This is a genomic window from Lacibacter sediminis, from assembly GCF_014168535.1.
GTDB lineage: Bacteria > Bacteroidota > Bacteroidia > Chitinophagales > Chitinophagaceae > Lacibacter > Lacibacter sediminis.
Map to the genome: position 1 here is coordinate 2727965 of NZ_CP060007.1, position 20240 is coordinate 2748204.

20 protein-coding genes are annotated in these 20240 nt (G+C 40.5%); 15 read left to right on the plus strand and 5 right to left on the minus strand.

Features of this window, described 5'->3' with window-relative positions; all coding sequences use genetic code 11:
- Positions 1-128 precede the first annotated feature (128 nt).
- The 3 genes from H4075_RS11460 (at position 129) to miaA (ending at position 3252) form a co-directional block, all read left to right on the plus strand.
- Positions 129-1550, plus strand: coding sequence for a CCA tRNA nucleotidyltransferase (locus H4075_RS11460; RefSeq protein WP_182800984.1), 1422 nt, complete (start codon positions 129-131; stop codon positions 1548-1550).
- An 80-nt stretch (positions 1551-1630) separates the two neighbouring features.
- A complete protein-coding gene (locus H4075_RS11465; protein WP_182800985.1) occupies positions 1631-2197 on the plus strand; it encodes an IS1096 element passenger TnpR family protein in 567 nt (188 codons plus the stop codon).
- A 122-nt stretch (positions 2198-2319) separates the two neighbouring features.
- On the plus strand, positions 2320-3252 hold the full coding sequence (gene miaA / locus H4075_RS11470) for a tRNA (adenosine(37)-N6)-dimethylallyltransferase MiaA (RefSeq protein ID WP_182800986.1): 933 nt from the start codon (positions 2320-2322) through the stop codon (positions 3250-3252).
- 17 nt (positions 3253-3269) lie between these two features.
- Here miaA and H4075_RS11475 read toward each other — a convergent pair whose 3' ends face one another.
- Positions 3270-4859: an OmpP1/FadL family transporter gene (locus H4075_RS11475; RefSeq protein WP_182800987.1), complete on the minus strand. Its 1590-nt coding sequence runs from the start codon at positions 4857-4859 to the stop codon at positions 3270-3272.
- Between the two features lie 35 nt (positions 4860-4894).
- The gene (locus H4075_RS11480) at positions 4895-5689 is read right to left on the minus strand and encodes a hypothetical protein (protein WP_182800988.1); all 795 of its coding nucleotides are present in this window, start codon (positions 5687-5689) and stop codon (positions 4895-4897) included.
- Between the two features lie 156 nt (positions 5690-5845).
- Between H4075_RS11480 and proS the strand changes: the two genes are divergently transcribed.
- The 5 genes from proS to H4075_RS11505 all read left to right on the plus strand — a co-directional run bounded on the left by proS (position 5846) and on the right by H4075_RS11505 (position 8982).
- On the plus strand, positions 5846-7321 hold the full coding sequence (gene proS, locus H4075_RS11485) for a proline--tRNA ligase (protein WP_182800989.1): 1476 nt from the start codon (positions 5846-5848) through the stop codon (positions 7319-7321).
- Positions 7322-7412: 91 nt separating this feature from the next.
- A complete protein-coding gene (locus H4075_RS21815) occupies positions 7413-7751 on the plus strand; it encodes a DUF2752 domain-containing protein (protein ID WP_182800990.1) in 339 nt (112 codons plus the stop codon).
- Positions 7751-8077, plus strand: a complete 327-nt coding sequence (locus H4075_RS11495; RefSeq protein WP_182800991.1) for a CCC motif membrane protein — start codon at positions 7751-7753, stop codon at positions 8075-8077. Before H4075_RS21815 ends, H4075_RS11495 begins: the two co-directional genes overlap by 1 nt.
- A 22-nt stretch (positions 8078-8099) precedes the next feature.
- Positions 8100-8408 carry a CCC motif membrane protein gene (locus tag H4075_RS11500; protein ID WP_182800992.1) on the plus strand — a complete coding sequence of 103 codons (309 nt, stop codon included), beginning with the start codon at positions 8100-8102 and terminating at the stop codon, positions 8406-8408.
- A gap of 124 nt (positions 8409-8532) precedes the next feature.
- Complete coding sequence (locus H4075_RS11505; protein ID WP_182800993.1) at positions 8533-8982, plus strand: DUF5362 family protein; 450 nt, start codon at positions 8533-8535, stop codon at positions 8980-8982.
- Positions 8983-9034: 52 nt separating this feature from the next.
- Here H4075_RS11505 and H4075_RS11510 read toward each other — a convergent pair whose 3' ends face one another.
- Positions 9035-9817, minus strand: coding sequence for an RDD family protein (locus H4075_RS11510; protein WP_182800994.1), 783 nt, complete (start codon positions 9815-9817; stop codon positions 9035-9037).
- 93 nt (positions 9818-9910) lie between these two features.
- Here H4075_RS11510 and H4075_RS11515 point away from each other — a divergent pair, with 93 nt between their 5' ends.
- The 5 genes from H4075_RS11515 to H4075_RS11535 all read left to right on the plus strand — a co-directional run bounded on the left by H4075_RS11515 (position 9911) and on the right by H4075_RS11535 (position 15389).
- Positions 9911-10918, plus strand: coding sequence for a stage II sporulation protein M (locus H4075_RS11515; RefSeq protein ID WP_182800995.1), 1008 nt, complete (start codon positions 9911-9913; stop codon positions 10916-10918).
- The gene (locus H4075_RS11520) at positions 10915-11721 is read left to right on the plus strand and encodes a DUF4129 domain-containing protein (RefSeq protein WP_182800996.1); all 807 of its coding nucleotides are present in this window, start codon (positions 10915-10917) and stop codon (positions 11719-11721) included. The genes H4075_RS11515 and H4075_RS11520 overlap by 4 nt, the downstream gene beginning before the upstream one ends.
- Before the next feature lie 86 nt (positions 11722-11807).
- Positions 11808-12965: a DUF4350 domain-containing protein gene (locus tag H4075_RS11525; protein WP_182800997.1), complete on the plus strand. Its 1158-nt coding sequence runs from the start codon at positions 11808-11810 to the stop codon at positions 12963-12965.
- Positions 12966-13030: 65 nt separating this feature from the next.
- Complete coding sequence (locus H4075_RS11530; protein WP_182800998.1) at positions 13031-14008, plus strand: AAA family ATPase; 978 nt, start codon at positions 13031-13033, stop codon at positions 14006-14008.
- Position 14009: 1 nt separating this feature from the next.
- On the plus strand, positions 14010-15389 hold the full coding sequence (locus H4075_RS11535; RefSeq protein ID WP_182800999.1) for a DUF58 domain-containing protein: 1380 nt from the start codon (positions 14010-14012) through the stop codon (positions 15387-15389).
- 74 nt (positions 15390-15463) lie between these two features.
- Here the strand turns inward: H4075_RS11535 and H4075_RS11540 are convergent, their stop codons facing one another.
- On the minus strand, positions 15464-16114 hold the full coding sequence (locus tag H4075_RS11540; protein WP_182801000.1) for a DUF2238 domain-containing protein: 651 nt from the start codon (positions 16112-16114) through the stop codon (positions 15464-15466).
- Positions 16115-16235: 121 nt separating this feature from the next.
- Here H4075_RS11540 and truB point away from each other — a divergent pair, with 121 nt between their 5' ends.
- Entirely contained in the window at positions 16236-16943 is a 708-nt protein-coding gene (gene truB / locus H4075_RS11545) for a tRNA pseudouridine(55) synthase TruB (RefSeq protein ID WP_182801001.1), read from the plus strand.
- A gap of 4 nt (positions 16944-16947) precedes the next feature.
- On the opposite strand, the gene H4075_RS11550 is transcribed toward truB, so the two are convergent.
- On the minus strand, positions 16948-19488 hold the full coding sequence (locus H4075_RS11550) for a BamA/TamA family outer membrane protein (RefSeq protein ID WP_182801002.1): 2541 nt from the start codon (positions 19486-19488) through the stop codon (positions 16948-16950).
- On the opposite strand from H4075_RS11550, the gene H4075_RS11555 reads away from it, so the two are divergent.
- Positions 19466-20203 carry an RNA methyltransferase gene (locus tag H4075_RS11555; RefSeq protein WP_182801003.1) on the plus strand — a complete coding sequence of 246 codons (738 nt, stop codon included), beginning with the start codon at positions 19466-19468 and terminating at the stop codon, positions 20201-20203. The two genes, H4075_RS11550 and H4075_RS11555, sit on opposite strands and share 23 nt — an antisense overlap.
- Positions 20204-20240: the final 37 nt, after the last annotated feature.

The following is a 20240-nucleotide window of genomic DNA, read 5'->3' on the forward strand; positions in this document are numbered from 1 at the left end:
GGAGAGCCTGCTCCGTTTTACGAAGGGCCGTAGAGACTTACACATAGTTCAAACAAATAGGGTGGGTTTTCATCTATCATACATCCTAAATCAAACATCAGAAATCGTTTTCGTATTTTCGCCTCCGTATGATGATCGATTGTTCAGCAAAAGAATTAGAATTATTAAAGATCATAGGTGATTGTGCACAGCGTTTGAATGTGCCTTGTTACCTCGTTGGTGGTTTTGTGCGTGATAAATTGTTGCAACGTACCTGTAAAGATCTTGATTTTGTTTGTGTAGGCGATGGCATTGAATTGGCACAGGAAGTAGCAAGACAATTCAAGCCGCAACCGCAGGTTTCCATTTTCAAAACATTTGGTACGGCTAATATTAAACACGGTGAATTCGAGATTGAATTTGTAGGTGCACGTAAAGAAAGTTATGCATCGCATTCACGTAAACCGGAAGTAGAACCAGGCACATTGAAAGACGACCAGAAACGCAGGGACTTTACCATCAATGCACTTGCCATCAGTTTAAACAAAGATGATTTTGGTGCATTGGTCGATCCGTTCAATGGTATTGAAGATCTAAAGCTGAAGATTATCCGCACACCATTAGAACCGGGCACTACGTTCAGCGATGATCCGTTACGTATGATGCGGGCTATCCGCTTTGCATCGCAACTTGATTTTACTATTCTTCCTGAGACATGGCTGGGCATTATTGAAAATGCTGATCGCATTCACATCATATCCAAAGAGCGTATTGCAGATGAACTCAATAAAATTGTGTTAAGCAAAAAACCATCTGTTGGTTTTGATTTGTTGTACAAAAGTGGTTTGCTGAAATTATTCTTTCCGCAAATGGTTGATCTTGCAGGAGCAGAATATATCGATGGCAAAGGTCACAAAGATAATTTCTATCACACACTGCAGGTATTGGATAATATTTCAGAAAACACAAATGATCTGTGGCTGCGTTGGGCGGCGATTCTTCATGATATTGCAAAACCAGCCACAAAACGTTTTGAACAGGGGCATGGCTGGACATTTCATGGACACGAGGTTGTTGGTGGCCGTATGGTGCCAAAGATTTTTGCACAACTAAAACTTCCTGCAAATGAAAAAATGAAATTTGTGCGAAAGATGGTGGAGCTGCATCTGCGTCCCATCAGCTTAACCAAGGAAAACATAACGGACAGCGCTATCCGCCGTTTATTATTTGATGCCGGTGAAGACTTTGATGCATTAATGACCCTGTGCAATGCTGATATCACATCAAAAAATCAGCAGAAAGTGCAACGTTATATGCAGAATTTTGAAATGGTGCGCCAGCGTTGCAAAGAAGTAGAGGAAAAAGATCATATCCGCAACTGGCAACCACCCATTACGGGTGAGATCATCATGAAAACCTTTAATGTGCCACCTTCACGTGTAGTTGGTGATCTTAAAACAGCTATTAAAGATGCTATTTTAGATGGTGATATCGATAATAATTACGAAGCAGCCTATGCTTTTATGCTGCAAAAAGCAAAAGAAGTTAATCTTGTTCCTGTGACTGAATAATTTTACTTTTGTTAAGTACCAGTTTGAATCATCTTACCGGATTTTCAAATTGGTGCATTTTCAAATTTTCAAATTGCACTATGGCCATTTTACGTTTCAGGGTTTATTGGGAAGAAGACGATGCGGTTTACCGTGATGTTGCTATCAGGCATACACAGAACTTTAAGGACTTGAATGATATTATCCTCAAAGCCTATGAATTCGACAATAAACATAAAGCTACATTTCACCGCAGCAACGATCTGTGGCAAAAAGGGCGTGAAATAACACTTGAGAAATATGATAAAGGTTACAAGGTTGATCCTTTGCTGATGGAAGAAACGAAGATCGGCGGTGAGATACATGAACCAAATCAGAAATTTATTTTCATCTACGATTTTAATAAAAACTGGACATTCCTTGTTGAGCTGATCAATGTAAGCAAAGAAGAAAATCCAAAACTTACTTATCCATGCATGGTTCGAACGGAAGGTATTGCTCCGAGTCAATATGGAACAAAAGGACTTGTTGGTGATAAGTTAGCCGAAGTGGAAGAGAAGTATGACCTGAGTGCCGTAGGCGATGGTTTTGGTGAAGAAGGCGAAGAAACCGAAAGTTCGGAGGAAGAGGAAGAAAGCGGCACGGAAGAAGAGGATACAGCATTCTGATTTCTGATATAGGATATCTGGTGTAGGATAAGGCTATATATTGGCTACTCACTATTGATTATTTGTCAGATTCTCTACGAGATATACAACACGATTGAGTTCTTTACAAACTCATCAACAACATGAACAAAACTGTTATTCTTATTGCAGGGCCAACCGCCGTTGGTAAAACAGCAGTTGCCATTCAACTGGCAAAATATTTCCACACAGAAATTATATCCGCCGATTCACGGCAATGCTTTAAAGAAATTACTATCGGGGTTGCCAAGCCTACTGTTGAAGAATTAAAAGAAGTAAAGCATTACTTCATCAACTCACATTCCATTCACGAAACAGTTACAGCGGCTTCCTTTGAAAAATATGCATTGCATGCAGTAGATGAAATATTTCAACAGCATGATCTTGCTGTAATGGTGGGTGGCACCGGTTTATACATCAAAGCTTTTTGCGAAGGCATGGATGAAATTCCCGCAACAGGCGAAGCTTTACGAAATGAACTGCAACAGAACTATCAGCAACATGGAATAGAATGGCTGCAACAACAGCTGCAACAATACGATCCGTTGTTTGCCTCAAAAGGTGAAATGCAAAATCCTCAGCGTATGCTCCGTGCATTGGAGGTAGTTCAATCAACCGGCGAATCTATTCTTGCGTTCAGAAAAGGAGAGAAGCAACAACGAAGTTTTAATATCATTAAGATGGGGCTTGATCTGCCAAGAGAAGAATTGTATAACCGCATCAATCATCGTGTAGATGTGATGATGGAAGAAGGTTTGTTGAAAGAAGCAAAGGAAGTTTATCCATTGCGCCACCTTAATGCTTTACAAACAGTTGGCTACAGGGAACTGTTTGATCATTTTGATGGGAATTGTTCATTGGAGAAAGCAATAGATAAGATCAAACAAAACTCACGTCATTACGCCAAGCGACAGCTTACCTGGTTCAGAAGAGATGAAGCAATGAAATGGTTTCATCCATCACAAATGCAGGAGATCACTGAGTACATATCCCAACAAATAAAAAACGGGCAATCAACTGATGATGCCCGTTTGTAAAGTCAGAATATATTGATCTAAAACTTAAAACCTATTGTTGCAATGATCTGTCCATTTGAGAGATTATTCTTTGCATACGGATAAGAAGCATCCGTTAATGTGTACGGCACATGGAAACCACGTCCGAAACTGTGCAGGTAAGCCAGATCAACAAAGAATCCTTTGTCACGGTAACCAACACCAAGACTTGGTGTCATACGCCATCCTTTTAATTCTTCACCAAATGTATCTGCAAAAAACTCTTTGTTATAAGGGCTACCCATAAAATTAAAGCCTGCACGCACCATTATTGTTTCAAACTTCAGCTCTCCACCAATTCTTGTATTAATGGCCATTTTGTACATATCATCAATTACCTGGTTCACGGAATTGAAGTATGCATCATCACCATTATCTGTTCCTGCGTTACTCTTATAAGTCATCATTTTGTAATCGACCAACTCAACATCGCCTGTAATAAACGCTTTTTGTTTTGTTACATCACTTATCTCACGAAAAACATAAGAAAGACCAAGACCGGCCTTCCATGGCGTGATCATACGGTAACTATACCTGTTCTCATCACCTTCAATTCCTGTAAGGATATTGACATCACCTGTATTGTAAGTGTAAGTTGTGGGTTTTGTAGGATCGTTATTTACTTTCTTCGAATAGTTTTCAATATTGCTGGTGATGGAAGCACTAGCATAATCCGTCAGAGTAATAATGGAAGGTGAGTGAAAGGTTAAACCAATACGAAAATATTCAACAGGCTTAATGATCATCCCCAACTTGGCATTAACGCCACCGCCTCTTGTTCCAAGATTTTCAGTGAAGGTGAAACTTTCAAAATCATTATCCGTATTACCCGTACCATCTTTTTCAACAACAGTAGTTTTTCGATCGTACTGTACAATAGGGATACCAATTGTAACACCATATAAAAATTTCTCATTCAGGTTCCAGGCCATAGCTGCAGCAACTTCACTCATGCCGCCTTTTGTTTCATAGGCAAATGACTGATCAAGATTCTTACTGATGTCAGCGTTTGTAAAAATTGAATTACCATTTATATCAATCAGGTAAGATTCATATGCCTGGCTTGCGCCCAAGGGAAAACGGCTGCGGATATCATCAAATGAAGTGTAACCACTGCGTACAATCTCTTCCAGCCATTTTTCAGAATAAGAACTGTTTAAGTTTTTACCGCCATACGTAAATTTCGAATTGAAATTCGCTGATTGGTTTACTGCAATGGAGAAGGTTGTATTTTTTAAATTGCTGCTGCGAAAGCGATTACCAAAACTGAAAATAACACCACTGGTTCCACCTGTAAATTTACTTTTTGTGCCCTTGGTGGTTAGATCGTTATAATCTGTTTTAAGTGTATTGAAATTAAATCCCGGTGTAAAAACAATTTCATTCGTTTTGAATTGTCCCAATCCGGCCGGGTTAATGAATGCTGAACTGATATCACCACCAAGCGAAATATTTGTGCTGCCAATGGATTGTAAACGTGCTGATCCTGCTGATGTTTGGTAAGAATAGCGTAGTGCATCAAATACGTCCTGGGCAAAACTGAATTGGATAGAGCACACAGCTATTCCTGTTATGAAAATTCTTTTCATATTACAATGTATTTCCTGAGAAATAAGGTCATGAATTAATTACGGCGGCCGCCTGATGAGCTTCCACTTTTACTTGAAGAAGAGGAACCTGAAGACGAACTGTTGCTGCTGCTGTTTGAGCCACTGCTGAACGTTCTGCTGCTTCCACCAGAAGAGCTTGAATTGTTGCTGTTGCCAAACAAACGGCTGCTTGATTCCCTGCCTCCGCTGTAAGAATTGTTGTTGCTTCCACCAAAGAAACCTGTACGTCTGGTACTGTTGGTGTTGTTACCGAAGTAACGGCTACCGCTGTTAGACGTTGAAGTTTTTCCGTAGTTGAAATTACTACCTGCATTCGGGAAACGCTGAATAGGAGCCGAGTAGCGGATACCGGTGCTGTACTTTGGTGCTGCAGGTCCTGAAATAACGATCAGGTTGTTGCTACCGGGTATGCAGATAAAAGGGGAGTTCCAGCTGTTGTAGTAACCACCATAACCGTGGGTATTCCATGCCCATGAGTTGTAAGGATTACTCCAGGTGTTCCAACCCCAGGTATTGTAAGGATTGTTCCAGGTATTCCAGCCCCAGCTGTTATAACGTGGCGTATTCCAGTAAATATCATCATCAAAACGGAAACGTGGATCACGGATCTGTTGGCGTAAACGACGATCTTCTAAGTTGCGATCGTTGTAAGAAACTCTGTCATCTTCATCACGGTCAACCTGCACATAGGTTTCATTTACACGGCCGGGTGAATAATAAACGTCATCAGGAGTTTGTCCTGTGCGATAGGTGGCGCAGGAGGTCATTCCTGCAGCTATCAAACCGATAAGTAAAATTCTGGTTACCATGATGTTTTGAATTTGAGGTTTGTAATGTGAAGTTACTACTTTTGCAACTTCGTGTATAGCTCGTACTATATTTTAACAAATGACAAGCCACAGGCATCTTTTCGTTGCAGAATGGCTGTTAAAGTAACTCTAAACATTACGTAAAGGAACAGAACAATGGCTGAGGCAATTACTACCCGGGAGAAGGACTATTCGCAATGGTATAACGATCTTATTCTGAAAGGCGGTTTGGCCGATTATTCGGCCGTTCGTGGTTGTATGGTGATCAAACCGTATGGCTTTGCACTTTGGGAAAACATGCGTGACCAGTTAGACAAGATGTTTAAAGAAACCGGGCATGTAAATGCATATTTCCCGTTGTTCATCCCCAAGAGTTTTTTGAGTAAAGAAGCAGCCCATGTGGAAGGTTTTGCAAAAGAATGTGCGGTGGTAACCCATTATCGTTTAAAGAACGATCCAAACGGTGGCGGCATTGTGGTTGATCCCGATGCAAAGCTGGAAGAAGAACTGATCGTTCGTCCAACATCTGAAACCATTATCTGGAATACGTATAAAGACTGGATCCAATCGTACCGTGATCTGCCTTTGCTCATCAACCAATGGGCCAATGTGGTTCGTTGGGAAATGCGTACACGTTTGTTCTTGCGTACGGCTGAATTTTTATGGCAGGAAGGTCATACAGCACACGCAACTGCTGAAGAAGCGGTGGTGGAAACAAGGAAGATGCTGGATGTATATGCCGAGTTTGCTGAAGAATGGATGGCAGTTCCCGTAATCAAAGGTGTGAAAACGCCAAATGAGCGTTTTGCCGGTGCTGAAGACACCTATTGTATTGAAGCTTTGATGCAGGATGGCAAGGCTTTGCAGGCTGGTACTTCTCATTTCCTTGGACAGAATTTTGCCAAGGCATTTGATGTGAAGTTTAGTAACAAGCAAAACGAACTGGAATATGTGTGGGCCACAAGTTGGGGCGTAAGTACAAGATTGATCGGTGGATTGGTGATGGCACACAGCGATGACCAGGGATTGATCCTTCCTCCAAAAATTGCTCCTTTGCAGGTAGTGATCGTCCCCATTCATAAGGGTGAAGAGCAACTGAATGCCATTACTGAAAAAGTGAACGGATTGGTTGCTGAATTAAAAGCATTGGGCATTCGTGTAAAATACGATAACAGCGATAATGCAAGACCGGGCTGGAAATTTGCTGAACATGAGCTGAAGGGTGTGCCTGTGCGTATTGCCATTGGCGGTCGTGATCTGGAAAACAACACAGCTGAAGTTGCACGTCGTGATGAGAAAACAAAATCAACGGTAAGCATGGATGGCTTGGCAAAACACCTGCATGCATTGCTTGAAGAGATACAGCAGAACATGTTCAACAAAGCAAAAGCTTTTCGTGACAGTCACATCACGAAAGTTGATACATGGGATGAATTTGTTTCAACCCTCGAAACGAAAGGCGGATTTATTTCAGCACATTGGGATGGCAAAGCAGAAACGGAGGAAGAGATAAAAACAAAAACAAAAGCAACCATCCGTTGTATTCCGTTGAACAATGAACAGGAAGAAGGGAAGTGCATACTCACCGGTAAACCATCAAAAGAAAGGGTGTTGTTTGCGTTGGCGTATTAAGATTTCACACAACTATAAACGGGAAGCATGACTGTAATGGTCATGCTTTTTTTGATTTGAAAATATTCGCTGCGCATTGTATGTTTGGAGAATGCAAGTATTTTTCTTAACCAGCTTTTATGCCGATGCCGTTCTGTGGCTGGAAAAGAATTTACTTACCTGCCCGAGTAAAAAATTTCTGCACATTGAATGCCCTGGCTGCGGCTTGCAGCGAAGCTATATTGCGTTGATGAAAGGTGATTTTGCCGACAGCTTCCAATTATATCCGGCCGCCATCCCCATGCTGTTACTTTTTTGTTACCTACTGCTGCATGTATTCTTCAGGTTTAAGAGTGGCGGAAAAATCCTCATGATACTTTACATTTTTTGTGCATCAATTATTGCTGTACATTATATTTACAAAATTGTGACTCACCAAAACTTAACTTAATGGAACAAAATCAGCCCGATTATTTAACCCCGAACCCTCAACATGTATTACCGTCATTACCCAACGCAACAACAGTATTAGTCTTAGGTATCTTATCAATTGTTGTTTGTTTTATTACCGGAATAATTGCATTGGTTCTCGCAAATAAAGACCTGGCTTTGTATAATGCCAATCCCGGCGCTTACAGCGCATCTTCACTCAGCAATATTAAAACAGGAAGGATCTGTGCAATTATTGGCATAGCGCTACAGCTTGTGGGGCTTATCATTTATATCATCTTCATTGTAGCCATGTTCTCAGCTGTAGCTACAAACGAATTCAGATAATTTTTAAACAAAACCAACTAATATGGAACAATCGCAACAACCACAATTTCAGCAACCTCTCCCAAATGCCACCGCCGTACTTGTATTGGGAATTCTTTCAATTGTTGTTTGTTTTATCACTGGCATTATTGCATTGGTGATGTCAAAAAAAGACATGGCACTATATGCAGCCAATCCGGGTGCATACACTGAGGCATCCTATAAGAATATTAAAGCAGGGCGTATTTGCGCAATCATTGGTTTGGTTCTTCAGGGCATAGGCATCCTGATTTACATTCTTATGGCTGTAATTTTTGTAAGTGCCGTAGGAGCATCCGGAGGATTTAATTAAGTCATAAGATTCATTCAATTAAATAACCGCTTCAGTTGAAGCGGTTATTTAATTTATGCATATTCCGAAATCTTCTTAATGAAAATTCTTTAATATATTTAACCCTCATCAAAAAACTAACTGTATGGATCAAAATGAAACGACCTTGTTTAAACTTGAAGTAGAAGAATTATCAACCAGATTTCTTTCTGAAACAGCAAAATGGGGTAAATTCCTATCTATTGTTGGGTTTATCTTCATCGGTTTAATTGTAATACTTGCCATTTTCGCTGGCACCCTGCTTGGAACAATGGCTGGCTTCGGCGGAAATGCAATGCTTGCAGGAGGGATGTCGATATTTATAACAATTCTATACCTGGCGATAGCTGCATTATATTTCTTTCCTTGTCTTTACATGTTTCGTTTTTCAACAAGAATGAAAAGAGCATTGGCAGAAAACAATCAGGAGTTACTAAACTCATCGTTTGAAAATCTGAAATCCTGTTTCAAATTCATGGGGATTATGACCATAGTTTTTATTTCAATCTATGTGCTTGCATTTCTTGTTGGTACACTCGGTTCACTTGGATCATGATCAGCAAACTAATTTCATAAAAAAAGCCGCTTCAAATGAAGTGGCTTTTTTTTTATTCTTTCGTTGCGAGGTAATTATAATCGGCGATCAGTTGTTGCAAAAACATATCCACTTCCATATCTGTTTCAATCTGGAGAACGGTTTTAATTCGTCCTGCAATACGATGAGCTGTTTCAAAGTTGTTGCGCTTATATGTATCGTTCAACACTGTTTTGATTGTGTTAATATCACGATCGCTCAATTTCAATACCTGCGGGAATTTCACTGCATAATCTTTCTGTGTAATTTCCATGAACACCGTATCATGTATCGAACTTTTAATACGGGTGCTCACAATAGCTGTATTCGCCGCAAGATCACCTAAGCGTTGGTTATTAGCGGTAACAGCAATAATGATGATGACAATAACACCAAACATTCCCACAAAGATCAATTGCAACAGGATCCAGAAACCGGGATAGACAAACGAAAACACAAGTGGCCATTCCCATACACGAAAGAACCAGCGTAACAGGTATTGACTGATGGTAGGATCGCCGCCATCCAAACTCATCACACGAATACCCATGGCCATTTTTCCAAGGCTCTGTCCGTGAAACAGAATTTCAAATACCGGATGATAGAGCAGGAGCGGAACCGATATCGCAAGAATATCTACACCGGTTGCAAAACTTCCTTCCAGCCGCACACCATCGTACAACACAAAACGCATAAACATGGCATAAGCCACCATGATCATCAAATCAAGAAAATAAGCCAGTAACCGCTTGAAGAAAGGAGCAATTTCAAATTCAAGTGAAATATTAAAGGGCGTGCTGATCTGTACGTTTGACATGCGGTTATTTCTGGTTGTAAATTAAAGGAATAATTTCTTCCACAGATGACTGTAATTAAAAATTACTTGGTATTTTCAATTTTCTGACTCACTATGAGAGAAGCACTTTTTATCAAGAAGAATGCGCAGAAATGGAATGAATACCAATATCTGCAAACCGAAGACCCTGATCAGATGGCAGACCGTTTCATTACCCTGCTGGATGACTTGAGTTATGCGAAGACATTTTACCCTCATAGTAAGGTTACACGTTGGATCAACAGCCTCGCTGTAAGTATTTATCAAACCATTTATCAAAACAGGAAACAACGGTTTTCACGTCTAATCACATTCTGGCAATATGAATTGCCTTTGATGTTCCGTAAACATCACCGGATGTTTTTGTATACCTTCTTATTTTTTGTATTGCTGTTTGCAATGGGTGTGCTCTCGTCCATGAAAGATGATCAGTTTGTAAAAGGTGTGTTAGGAGAAGATTATGTTGCAATGACGGAAGAGAATATTGAGAAAGGTGATCCGTTTGGTGTATACAGCAGTGAAAGCAGGTTTGCAATGTGGGTGCTTATTGCATATAACAACATCAAAGTTGGTTTCCTGATGGTGGCAGGAGGAATTTTGTTTGGTATCGGCACCTTATATGTTTTCTTTACAAACGGCATCATGATCGGCAGCTTTCAATACATGTTTTTTGCAAAAGGATTAGGCTGGCAAAGTGTGTTGGTGATCTGGATACATGGCACTCTTGAAATAGCAGGAATGATCATTGAAGCATGTGCAGGTTTTGTATTGGCAAGAAGTATTTTATTTCCCGGCACATTTACAAGATGGGTTTCGTTCAAACGTGGCGTGAAAGATGCCATGAAGATCTGCGTAAGTCTTATTCCCATTACAATACTTGCCGCTTTTCTTGAAAGTTATATCACACGACTCAGCTCAAATGCATTTGACAAAACCACCAATACATCATTACCGGTTCCAATCAGCATCAGTATACTGGCTGTATCCTTTTTGTTTATTCTCTGGTACTTTGTGATCTATCCTATACGTTTAGAAAAAAGAATAAAAACCGATCCTGCATTTGCAGAAAAAATCCTTGCATGACGAAACGCTTTCCTTATTTCCTGTTGTTAGTAATGCTGGTTACTTTTTTAAGTAACCCGGCAGAACTGTGTGCGCAGGTAACAGTGGACAGCAGTGTTCAGGTGATTGAGGAACCGGTTGTTGATACAACAGCAGTTTATGATGATGAATATGAGGAGGAGGAAGAAGTTGAAGTGTTCGATACTACTTTGCATCGTTCAATATGGGTTTATTCTTCTGACAGTGTTCGCTCATTCAGATCGCAGAAAGAGTTTGAGTACATGAAGGAACTCGACAGCCTGTTGAAAAAACGCCAGGAACTGCTGCTGCAAGAACAAAAGAAACAAAGAGGCAAACGGGTGGTGAATATTTTTCCGTTCATCGAAGTATTGTTGTGGACTCTTCTCATTGGTGCATTGTTATTTGTGCTCTATCGTGTTTTTCTTTCAGACCGTGGTTTGTTTGCATCTCCACTTCGAAACAAAAAATTATTGGTTGAAGAAGAAAAGTTTACGGATGATGTTTATCTCGATCAACAATTACAACAGGCGATAAAAGAGGGCAACTACCGTTTGGGCATTCGTTTTCTCTACCTGCAATCGCTTAACAAACTTTCTGAAAGGGGCTGGTTACAGCTCTCGCCCGATAAAACAAACTATCAATACGTACGTGAACTGGCAAAGCCACAATTGAAAAATACATTTTCACGTATCACATTACATTATGAATATGCATGGTATGGTGATTTTGTAATTGAGCAACATGTATTTGAACCGATAAAGAAGGAATTCGAACAGTTCCATCAAACCATTAAACAAAGTTGAGTAACCGCTTACGATATTTTTTTTATGCCTGTTTCTTCAGCTTGCTTGTTGCTTGTGGAGGAAAGGATAATATAAAGCTGCCCGATATGCGGCACAGCTATTCAAAAAGCAGCAAGAAACCGTTTGGCACCTACACTGCGCACAGTATGTTTCGCAGTAAATACCGTTACTCACAGATCGAGATTCTCAACAAACCATTTTACGAGAACCTTGAGTACCCACTTGGCAGCAAACAAAGTTTGTATGCGGTGATCAGCAGAAGTGTTTACTTAAACGATAGAGACCGTGACGCCATTCTTGAATACGCAGCAAAAGGCAACCAGGTATTTATATCGGCTGAATATGTTGATGCACAGTTATTAGATACATTGGATCTTAATGTGCAGTATGTAGCCATGAACAGTCTGTTCCAGCAGGTTGATACTGCAGGACCCATGCGTCAAACTTCAGTAACAGTTCATCGGCAGGATTCAATGAAAGCTGCATCATATGGTTTCTTTTATTTACCATTTGAAGCACATTTTGTTCGTCCCGATGAAAGCAATGCGCTTGTACTTGGCACAAACGATGAAGGAAGTCCAAACTATATTTCTGTTGTGCATGGTAACGGTCGTTTTTTCTTTCATCTTAATCCGGAAGCATTCAGCAACTATTACCTGTTAAGCGGGCAGAATAAAAAATATGCAGAGGAAGTATTCAGTTACTTACCTGCTGAACGGAAAACTGTTTATTGGGATGATTACTATCGCATTGGCCGGTCGCCCAATAAGAACTTTTCCTTATTCGACGTATTTCTTGAAAACCTTATTTTGAAATGGGCATTGCTGATGTCTTTATTACTGTTGCTCCTGTATATTGCCTTTGCAAGCAAACGTAGGCAACGGGCAATACCCATAAAACCTGTTAACAGTAATGCAAGCATTTCGTTTGTAGAAACCATTGGCCGTCTTTACCTGCAGAAAAAAGACAATCAGAATATTGCACATAAGATGACCACGTACTTTCTTGAACATATACGAGCCAGGTATTATCTCAACACAGCGCACCTAAATGCAGAATTCTTTTCATCGCTTTCACGCAAGAGTGGGGTAGATGAAACGGAAGTAAAACAGTTTTTTCAATTCATTCAGCAGTTACAGGAAGAATCACACGAGGTTACGGATACAGAATTGCTGGAGTACAATAACCGTATGCAGCAATTCTTTACCAATAAGTACGAAATACGAAGTACGAGATATGGGTAACGTACTTCTGACGTCGTACCTCTTACTTAAAATAATTTGAACAGACATAAAATATAAACGCATTCATGGAAAATCAATTTTTTGAACAACGCACCGATCTTTCGCAACTCAACAATGCTATTGCTACTATTCGTGAAGCAGTGGGTAAAGTAATCGTAGGGCAGGAGCAAATGCTGGAATTGATGATCGCCGGTATTCTTGCCGACGGACATATTCTTATTGAAGGTGTACCCGGTGTTGCAAAAACATTATCAGCGAAGCTGATGGCAAAACTGATCGATGCGGATTTTTCACGCATTCAGTTTACACCCGATCTGATGCCGAGTGATGTGTTGGGTACGTCCGTTTTTAATCCGAAGGAAGCAAGCTTTCAATTCAAACAAGGCCCGTTGTTCAGCAATATAGTATTGATCGATGAAATCAACCGTGCCCCAGCAAAAACGCAGTCGGCTTTATTTGAAGTCATGGAAGAACGCCAGGTAACTGTTGATGGTACCACTTACCAGATGAGTGTGCCCTTTATGGTATTGGCTACGCAAAACCCGGTTGACCAGGAAGGAACTTATCGTTTACCTGAAGCACAGCTTGATCGTTTCCTGTTTAAGATCGAAGTGGGGTATCCATCGCTTGAAGAAGAAGTTATCATTCTGAGTAATCAACACCAGGCGGATAATCGTTTTCTGCTGAATGAGGTTACCAAAATATTATCAGCAAGTGACATTGCACAATACAGAGAAACAATCCGCAGCATTGTAGTAGAGCAGAAACTGCTTGAGTTTATTGCACGCATTGTACATGAAACACGCAATAATCCATCCTTGTTCCTTGGTGCATCGCCACGTGCTTCGTTAGCCATTGTGAAAGCATCAAAAGCATTTGCGGCTATGCGTGGGCGTGATTTTATTACACCGGAGGATATTATTGAAGTAACACCACATGTATTGCGTCACCGTATTATTCTTACACCTGAAAAAGAAATGGAAGGTATTACGGCTGATGAATTAGTTGACCGCATCATTAAATCATTGGAGGTACCACGCTAAGATGTTCTGGCTGTTTTTACTTTCAGGCGCAATTATTTACCTGCTTGCACACTTTGTGCTGAAGTCACTGTATTTCAGTGCACGCTTCTTTCAGTTGCTGGCAGTGAATATTGCATTATTCCTGCTTGCTTATTTTTTCCCTGAACTGGAAACGCCAGCAAAATTGTTTTGTCTTTTATTATCGATCGCATTGGCAGCCGATCTCTTTTTTCTTTTTGCAATCAATCGTAAACCGGTGATCGAACGTGATCTGCCTGAGCGTTTAAGTAATGGTGATAATAATCCTGTTCATATTCAATTGCAGAACCTTTATCCATTCCCTGTTAAAGCAGAAGTGATCGATGAATTACCCATGCAGTTTCAGCAACGGGATTTTTCAATGAAATTGAATTTAAAAGCAGGCGAGAGCCGGGAATTGAGCTATCAGCTTCGGCCAACTGAACGTGGAGAATATCATTTTGGGAAAGTACAGGTCTTTATAAGATCCCTGCTGGGTTTTGTTGAACGTAGATTTATTGGGGCAGAAGATGTGATGGCGCCGGTGTATCCTTCCTTCATTCGTATGCGGCAATACCAGTTGCATGCAGAAGCCGCCCAAACAAAAGAAAGCGGCAACAGACGTTTGCGTAAGATCGGTCACAGCATGGAGTTTGAACAGGTAAAAGAATATGTGCAGGGCGATGATGTGCGCACACTCAACTGGAAAGCTACGGCACGCAAAGGGTCATTGATGGTGAATTCTTATACTGATGAAAAAAGTCAACAGGTATATTGTGTGATCGATAAAGGTCGGCTGATGAAAATGCCCTTCAATGATTTAACCTTGTTGGATCATGCGGTGAATGCAAGCCTGGTGATGTGTAATGTGGCCTTACATCGGCAGGATAAATTTGGACTGATGACGTTCAGCAATAAGATGGGATCGGTTTTAGCTGCTGATCGTAAACCTGTCCAACTTGAAAAAGTATTGCAGCTGCTCTATAATCAACAAACAGCATTTCTTGAATCTGATTTTGAATTACTATACACACGTGTGCGTGCAACTGTAAAGCAACGCAGCTTAATTATTCTCTTCACCAATTTCGAATCACTGGCAGGTATGCAGCGACAGATGCAATACCTGAAACGTATTGCCAAGTATCATTTACTGCTGGTGGTTTTCTTTGAAAATACAGAGTTGAAACAAGTGGCAGGACAGGAAGTAGGTGATATTGAAGATCTGTATGTAAAAACCATTGCCGGCAAATACATGCACGAAAAACAACTTATCGTGAAAGAATTGCAGAATTCAGGTATCTTAAGTATTCTCTCCGCACCGGAACATGTAACGGTGAATACCATCAATAAATATATTGAGATAAAAACGAGACAGGCGATTTAGAGAAAAGCAAGGCACAAGGTTCAAGAAGCATGCTACTCGCCGGTACGGTCGCAGACCGTCAGACTTATAGCGACTTACTCCTTCTCATAAATATTAAAGATCCGTTTTACTGCCGATACGATTGTTGTAGCAAGAATAGCTCCTGAAAATGCCAGGAAAATATCTTTCTGTGCATCCCAGATATCACCTTGAGTTCCTAAGTATGCATCGCCTTGTGCTTTAAAGAAAATATCAGCAACTGCCCATTCGATCAATTCATAAAAAGCACTGATGGATAAGGTGATCTCAATGGGTAAGATCCATGAAACAAGCTTTGGATATTTCAACCACTTCAAAAACATTTCACGCATGGGATACGCCAATAAAAAACCAAAGCTGAAGTGAACGATACGATCGTAGTTGTTTCGTTTTGCATCAAACACATCCTGCAGATAATAACCTAATGGATTTTCGGCATAGGTATATTTGGAGCCATATACATGCAGGCACATATAAATACAAATCAACAGGTAAGTAAGATCGCTGAACTGAAAACGCTTAAATGTTACGATAAGAAAAATAAGAAACAGAAAGGTCAACGTATTTTCAAGCATCCAGTTACTCATATCGGTTGTTCCCAAATAAGTATTAACCCACACAGCAGTGAAAACAGAAACAAATAGCCATAACCAGTAATTTTTTGTCAGTGGTGTTCTGCTGTTTGATATTGCAATTGTAAAAGCCATAACGCAAGTGAGATTTTGGTATGATTTGTAAAAATATGATTTGAGTAATTGAAAACACAATAATAGTGGCTGTAACCGCAATATCACCACTTCAACTAAGTCCATTACCTTTGCCCACTACATGAAACAGGAAGAACCAACAATTTTCACAGAAGGACAGGTGATACTCGTTGATAAACCATTGGAATGGACATCACACGACGTGGTGGCAAAAGTGCGGAATGCCATCAGAATAAAAAAAGTAGGTCATGCAGGTACGCTTGATCCATTGGCAACGGGATTACTCATCCTGTGCACCGGCAAGTTTACCAAACGCATCAACGAATACCAGGCACGTGAAAAAGAATACACAGGCACTTTTACCATCGGCGCAGTTACTCCAACCTACGACCTGGAAAGTGAACCGGAACAATTGAAAGATTACTCATTTGTTACACCTGAACTCATTCATGAAACAACAAAGCAATTCATTGGTGATATCATGCAGGTGCCGCCTACACACTCAGCTATCAAGCGTGATGGAAAGCCTGTTTATCTGTTAGCAAGAAAAGGAGTGGATGTGGTGTTGGAACCAAGACCATTGCACATTGCAGCATTCGAGATCACAAAAATTGAACTTCCTGTTTTGCATTTTCGTGTAGTGTGCTCAACAGGAACCTACATCCGGAGTCTTGCACATGATTATGGTAAGGCATTAGGTTGTGGCGCACATCTCAGCAGTTTACGCCGTACACGTATCGGTGAATTCACAACTGATGAAGCAAGAACATTACCTGAAACATTGGAATGGATAAAAGAAGTAAAAGCGGCAATGCCACCAACTGAATAAACAGCTACCACTGGAACGGATAACCAATACCCAGCGAGATATTGATATTTTCATAGCGCCAGGTGCGTGCTTCAGTTGAACGGCTGAACAGATTCTCAATATCATTTAACTGAGGGATACGCCACCCTGCGTTTGTTGCAGCAAACGGGTAAGCAGGATTCTTTAAGCGATAGCCAACATCAACACGAATAAGAAAGAGTCCAACAAAATCTAAACGGAAACCAGTGCCCACACTCACACTCAAATCACGGTAGAGATTTTTTAATTGAAATACTACTGTGTCGTTACCAATATTACTTTGGTTCCGGAAGTTCCACACGTTACCAATATCAGTAAACAATGCACCACGAAGAATTAATGTGTTGGGCCAGATGCTTAATATATTATAACGGTATTCAACATTTGCTTCAAGGATCATATCACCCGAGCGGCTGAAAAACTGGTTTCTTCCTGTTCTTACATCTGCAATACTTGCACCAGGACCAATACTGCGCAATGGCCATGCACGCATACTGTTCGGGCCTCCACCTGCATACTGTTTAAAGAAAGGCATACTCGATGTATCGTTGTCATACAAAAATCCGCCACCTGCTGCTGCACGAAAAACCCAACGTTCCTGTTTTGTCGCCGGGCTTATGATTTGGTATTTAAATTCAGCATCACCTTTTACATACTCAAATAATTCTTCATCAAATAAATTAATTGCATTTTTTAAACGGCCGGCCAATGCACCTGATTCTTCGAAATTCAATCGCAATGCAGAAAGATGATTTTGTCTTTTCTTATTTTGAAAACGTTTAGTATAGTTAATACTTGCTGCACCTAACCCCAATACAAAACCTTGATTAAAAGAGTTGCGAAGGAATACATTGTTCGCAAGCTGATCTTTGAACGATTGTGATAGATCATAGAGTTTTACATACTCCACATTCACGGGACTAATTCTCCAGATTGCATTTCCTGGTGTTTGAAACTGCCAACCAAAAGTTGAGCTTGCTGTTGTGAGCGCAAACAAACCGTTCTGGTTGATATTCCTGTCAATAAAAGAAATAGAAGACGTGAGGAATGTTTTGCGGTTGAGCCATCTTCTGCTCTTACGTGTAAACAACCACGACGGGATACGGGGTGAGCTGATTGAATTACTGAATGATAACTCGGTTGCCTGCAAACCGGAATTGATAGGAGGTAACCCTAATTCAATACCACCACGCAACGTGTTATTCATCTGAATACCTTGTTTGGCAATATTCCTGTCCTGCAAACCAACTGTTACACCAAAACCAACAAGATTCCCTGCAGTAGTTAATCCTGATTGTACCTGGTTAAACACACTCTCCACGTTTGCACTAAACGTAAATCGTTTATAAGGGATCATGAACACATCATAGTCGATAGCATTTGAATCTTCGGGAACAAGTTTTGGTTGTATCCTGATCACCTGCCACACATTCAACTTGTTTAATTCATCAGCTGTTTGATTCAATTTCAACGAACTGAATAAACTATCGGTACGTAAACGAAGATTACGACGTATGAACGCCGGTTTGAATTTCCCTTCCTGGAAACGAACGGTGATATTATTTCTTACACTATCAATGTATTGAACCGAATCAATATTATCACCTCCCTTGTATTCAGGATAAACAACAATGTTGCGGTTATAGAATTGCCTGAAGATGGAATCTTTCAGTTTTGGTTTAGTGCGTATATAAACATTGATCAGGGGGTTCTTTCTGCGTTCCTGTGCCTCCTGGAACACTTCAAACTGGCGAATAGGATCAAGTGCCAGGCTTGGATCAAGTAATGCAAGGAAAGTTGTATCGACGTCAGCGTAGATGGCATCACGGTTCATATTGTAATAACCATTGTTGCGGTAGAGTTCAATCAGTCTGTTCATTTCTCTCGATATCAATTCCTCGCTAAAAGGCATTCCTTTCCGCAAAAATGTTTGCGAACCATTTTGTTCTGTCAGTTCCTTTATTGGTAATATCTGTATGCGGTTCGAATCATTGGGGATGAGTGCTATCGAATCGATACGAAAAACAGGTCCGGTGTTTACTCTGAATATAGTAGCAGCTCTTATCTGCAAACGATCCGGATCTTCTTTGTGAACTGAGTCGATATAAGTAGTATCAATCGTAACCTTTCCGTTATAATAACCCATTGTTTTCAGATAGATCTGCATATTACGGGCACTTTGATTAGCATAGGCTGTATCAAACACCGGTGGATTTTCAATACGTTTGAATAAAAGCCAACGTTGCCTTACGATTACCCGCATACTGTCATCGAGCTGTGTTTCCAAACCACTTTTCAGTACCGATAATGAATCCTTACTAAGCTTGTTATTGACCACATTGATCTGGTTGAAATAAACAAAGGGCTTATTCTTTTGATATTTCTTTACTTTATATTTACCCCGAGTTAATAATTTTGAATTGCAGGAACTAAGCACCGAGAGTACTGCCAGACAGGTAAATATGGTAATGGTTAACCGGGTGAAGCTCATAAAATGATGATCGATGCTCAGTAAAAATGAAATCAAATATATCCAAAGTTTAGGCCATAAAAAAAGAAGGGATGAAGAACGGCTCTTTTTAATGGAAGGAAGCAAGATGGTTGCCGAGCTTTTAGAGCATTATCCCTCACAGATTGTGCGGTTATACGCCACCGAAACTTTTTATGAACAACATCCTGCTGCAAAGCAAATTCAGCAACATCACATTGTTTCGGATGATGAACTGACCCGTATTTCCCAATTACAAACACCTAATCAGGCGTTGGCGTTGGTACATTATTTTTCCGAACAGGAAATTGAACCACCTTCAGCTGAGTGGATCTTGGCCCTGGATGGCATCCGTGATCCCGGTAATATGGGCACCATTATTCGACTGGCCGATTGGTTTGGCATCCGCACCATTATCTGTTCTCCTGATTGTGCTGATATCTATAACCCCAAAGTGGTGCAGGCAACAATGGGCAGCATTATGCGTGTAGCTGTTGCTGAAAAGGAGTTGGATGCTTTTCTTGCCAATCAACAGTTACCTGTTGTTGGCGCAATGCTTGGCGGCAAAGAACTTTCTTCCTTTGAATTTCCAAAAGCAGGTATCCTTGTTATTGGAAACGAGTCGAACGGCATTCGTGAAGATGTGATCTCTTTACTTACAGATAAACTCATGATCCCACGTTTTGGTGAAGCGGAATCATTAAATGCGGCAATTGCCACGAGTATTTTCTTGTGGGAGTTGAAAAGGGAATAGAGGCACGGATGACACTGATAAGAAAGATTTCCGCAGA

Excerpts from the sequence above, each read along its gene's own strand:
- H4075_RS11460 (WP_182800984.1), top strand. The coding sequence starts at position 129 with ATGATGATCGATTGTTCAGCAAAAGAATTAGAATTATTAAAGATCATA.
- H4075_RS11465 (WP_182800985.1), top strand. The coding sequence starts at position 1,631 with ATGGCCATTTTACGTTTCAGGGTTTATTGGGAAGAAGACGATGCGGTT.
- miaA (WP_182800986.1), top strand. The coding sequence starts at position 2,320 with ATGAACAAAACTGTTATTCTTATTGCAGGGCCAACCGCCGTTGGTAAA.
- H4075_RS11475 (WP_182800987.1), bottom strand. The coding sequence starts at position 4,859 with ATGAAAAGAATTTTCATAACAGGAATAGCTGTGTGCTCTATCCAATTC.
- H4075_RS11480 (WP_182800988.1), bottom strand. The coding sequence starts at position 5,689 with ATGGTAACCAGAATTTTACTTATCGGTTTGATAGCTGCAGGAATGACC.
- proS (WP_182800989.1), top strand. The coding sequence starts at position 5,846 with ATGGCTGAGGCAATTACTACCCGGGAGAAGGACTATTCGCAATGGTAT.
- H4075_RS21815 (WP_182800990.1), top strand. The coding sequence starts at position 7,413 with ATGCAAGTATTTTTCTTAACCAGCTTTTATGCCGATGCCGTTCTGTGG.
- H4075_RS11495 (WP_182800991.1), top strand. The coding sequence starts at position 7,751 with ATGGAACAAAATCAGCCCGATTATTTAACCCCGAACCCTCAACATGTA.
- H4075_RS11500 (WP_182800992.1), top strand. The coding sequence starts at position 8,100 with ATGGAACAATCGCAACAACCACAATTTCAGCAACCTCTCCCAAATGCC.
- H4075_RS11505 (WP_182800993.1), top strand. The coding sequence starts at position 8,533 with ATGGATCAAAATGAAACGACCTTGTTTAAACTTGAAGTAGAAGAATTA.
- H4075_RS11510 (WP_182800994.1), bottom strand. The coding sequence starts at position 9,817 with ATGTCAAACGTACAGATCAGCACGCCCTTTAATATTTCACTTGAATTT.
- H4075_RS11515 (WP_182800995.1), top strand. The coding sequence starts at position 9,911 with ATGAGAGAAGCACTTTTTATCAAGAAGAATGCGCAGAAATGGAATGAA.
- H4075_RS11520 (WP_182800996.1), top strand. The coding sequence starts at position 10,915 with ATGACGAAACGCTTTCCTTATTTCCTGTTGTTAGTAATGCTGGTTACT.
- H4075_RS11525 (WP_182800997.1), top strand. The coding sequence starts at position 11,808 with ATGCGGCACAGCTATTCAAAAAGCAGCAAGAAACCGTTTGGCACCTAC.
- H4075_RS11530 (WP_182800998.1), top strand. The coding sequence starts at position 13,031 with ATGGAAAATCAATTTTTTGAACAACGCACCGATCTTTCGCAACTCAAC.
- H4075_RS11535 (WP_182800999.1), top strand. The coding sequence starts at position 14,010 with ATGTTCTGGCTGTTTTTACTTTCAGGCGCAATTATTTACCTGCTTGCA.
- H4075_RS11540 (WP_182801000.1), bottom strand. The coding sequence starts at position 16,114 with ATGGCTTTTACAATTGCAATATCAAACAGCAGAACACCACTGACAAAA.
- truB (WP_182801001.1), top strand. The coding sequence starts at position 16,236 with ATGAAACAGGAAGAACCAACAATTTTCACAGAAGGACAGGTGATACTC.
- H4075_RS11555 (WP_182801003.1), top strand. The coding sequence starts at position 19,466 with ATGCTCAGTAAAAATGAAATCAAATATATCCAAAGTTTAGGCCATAAA.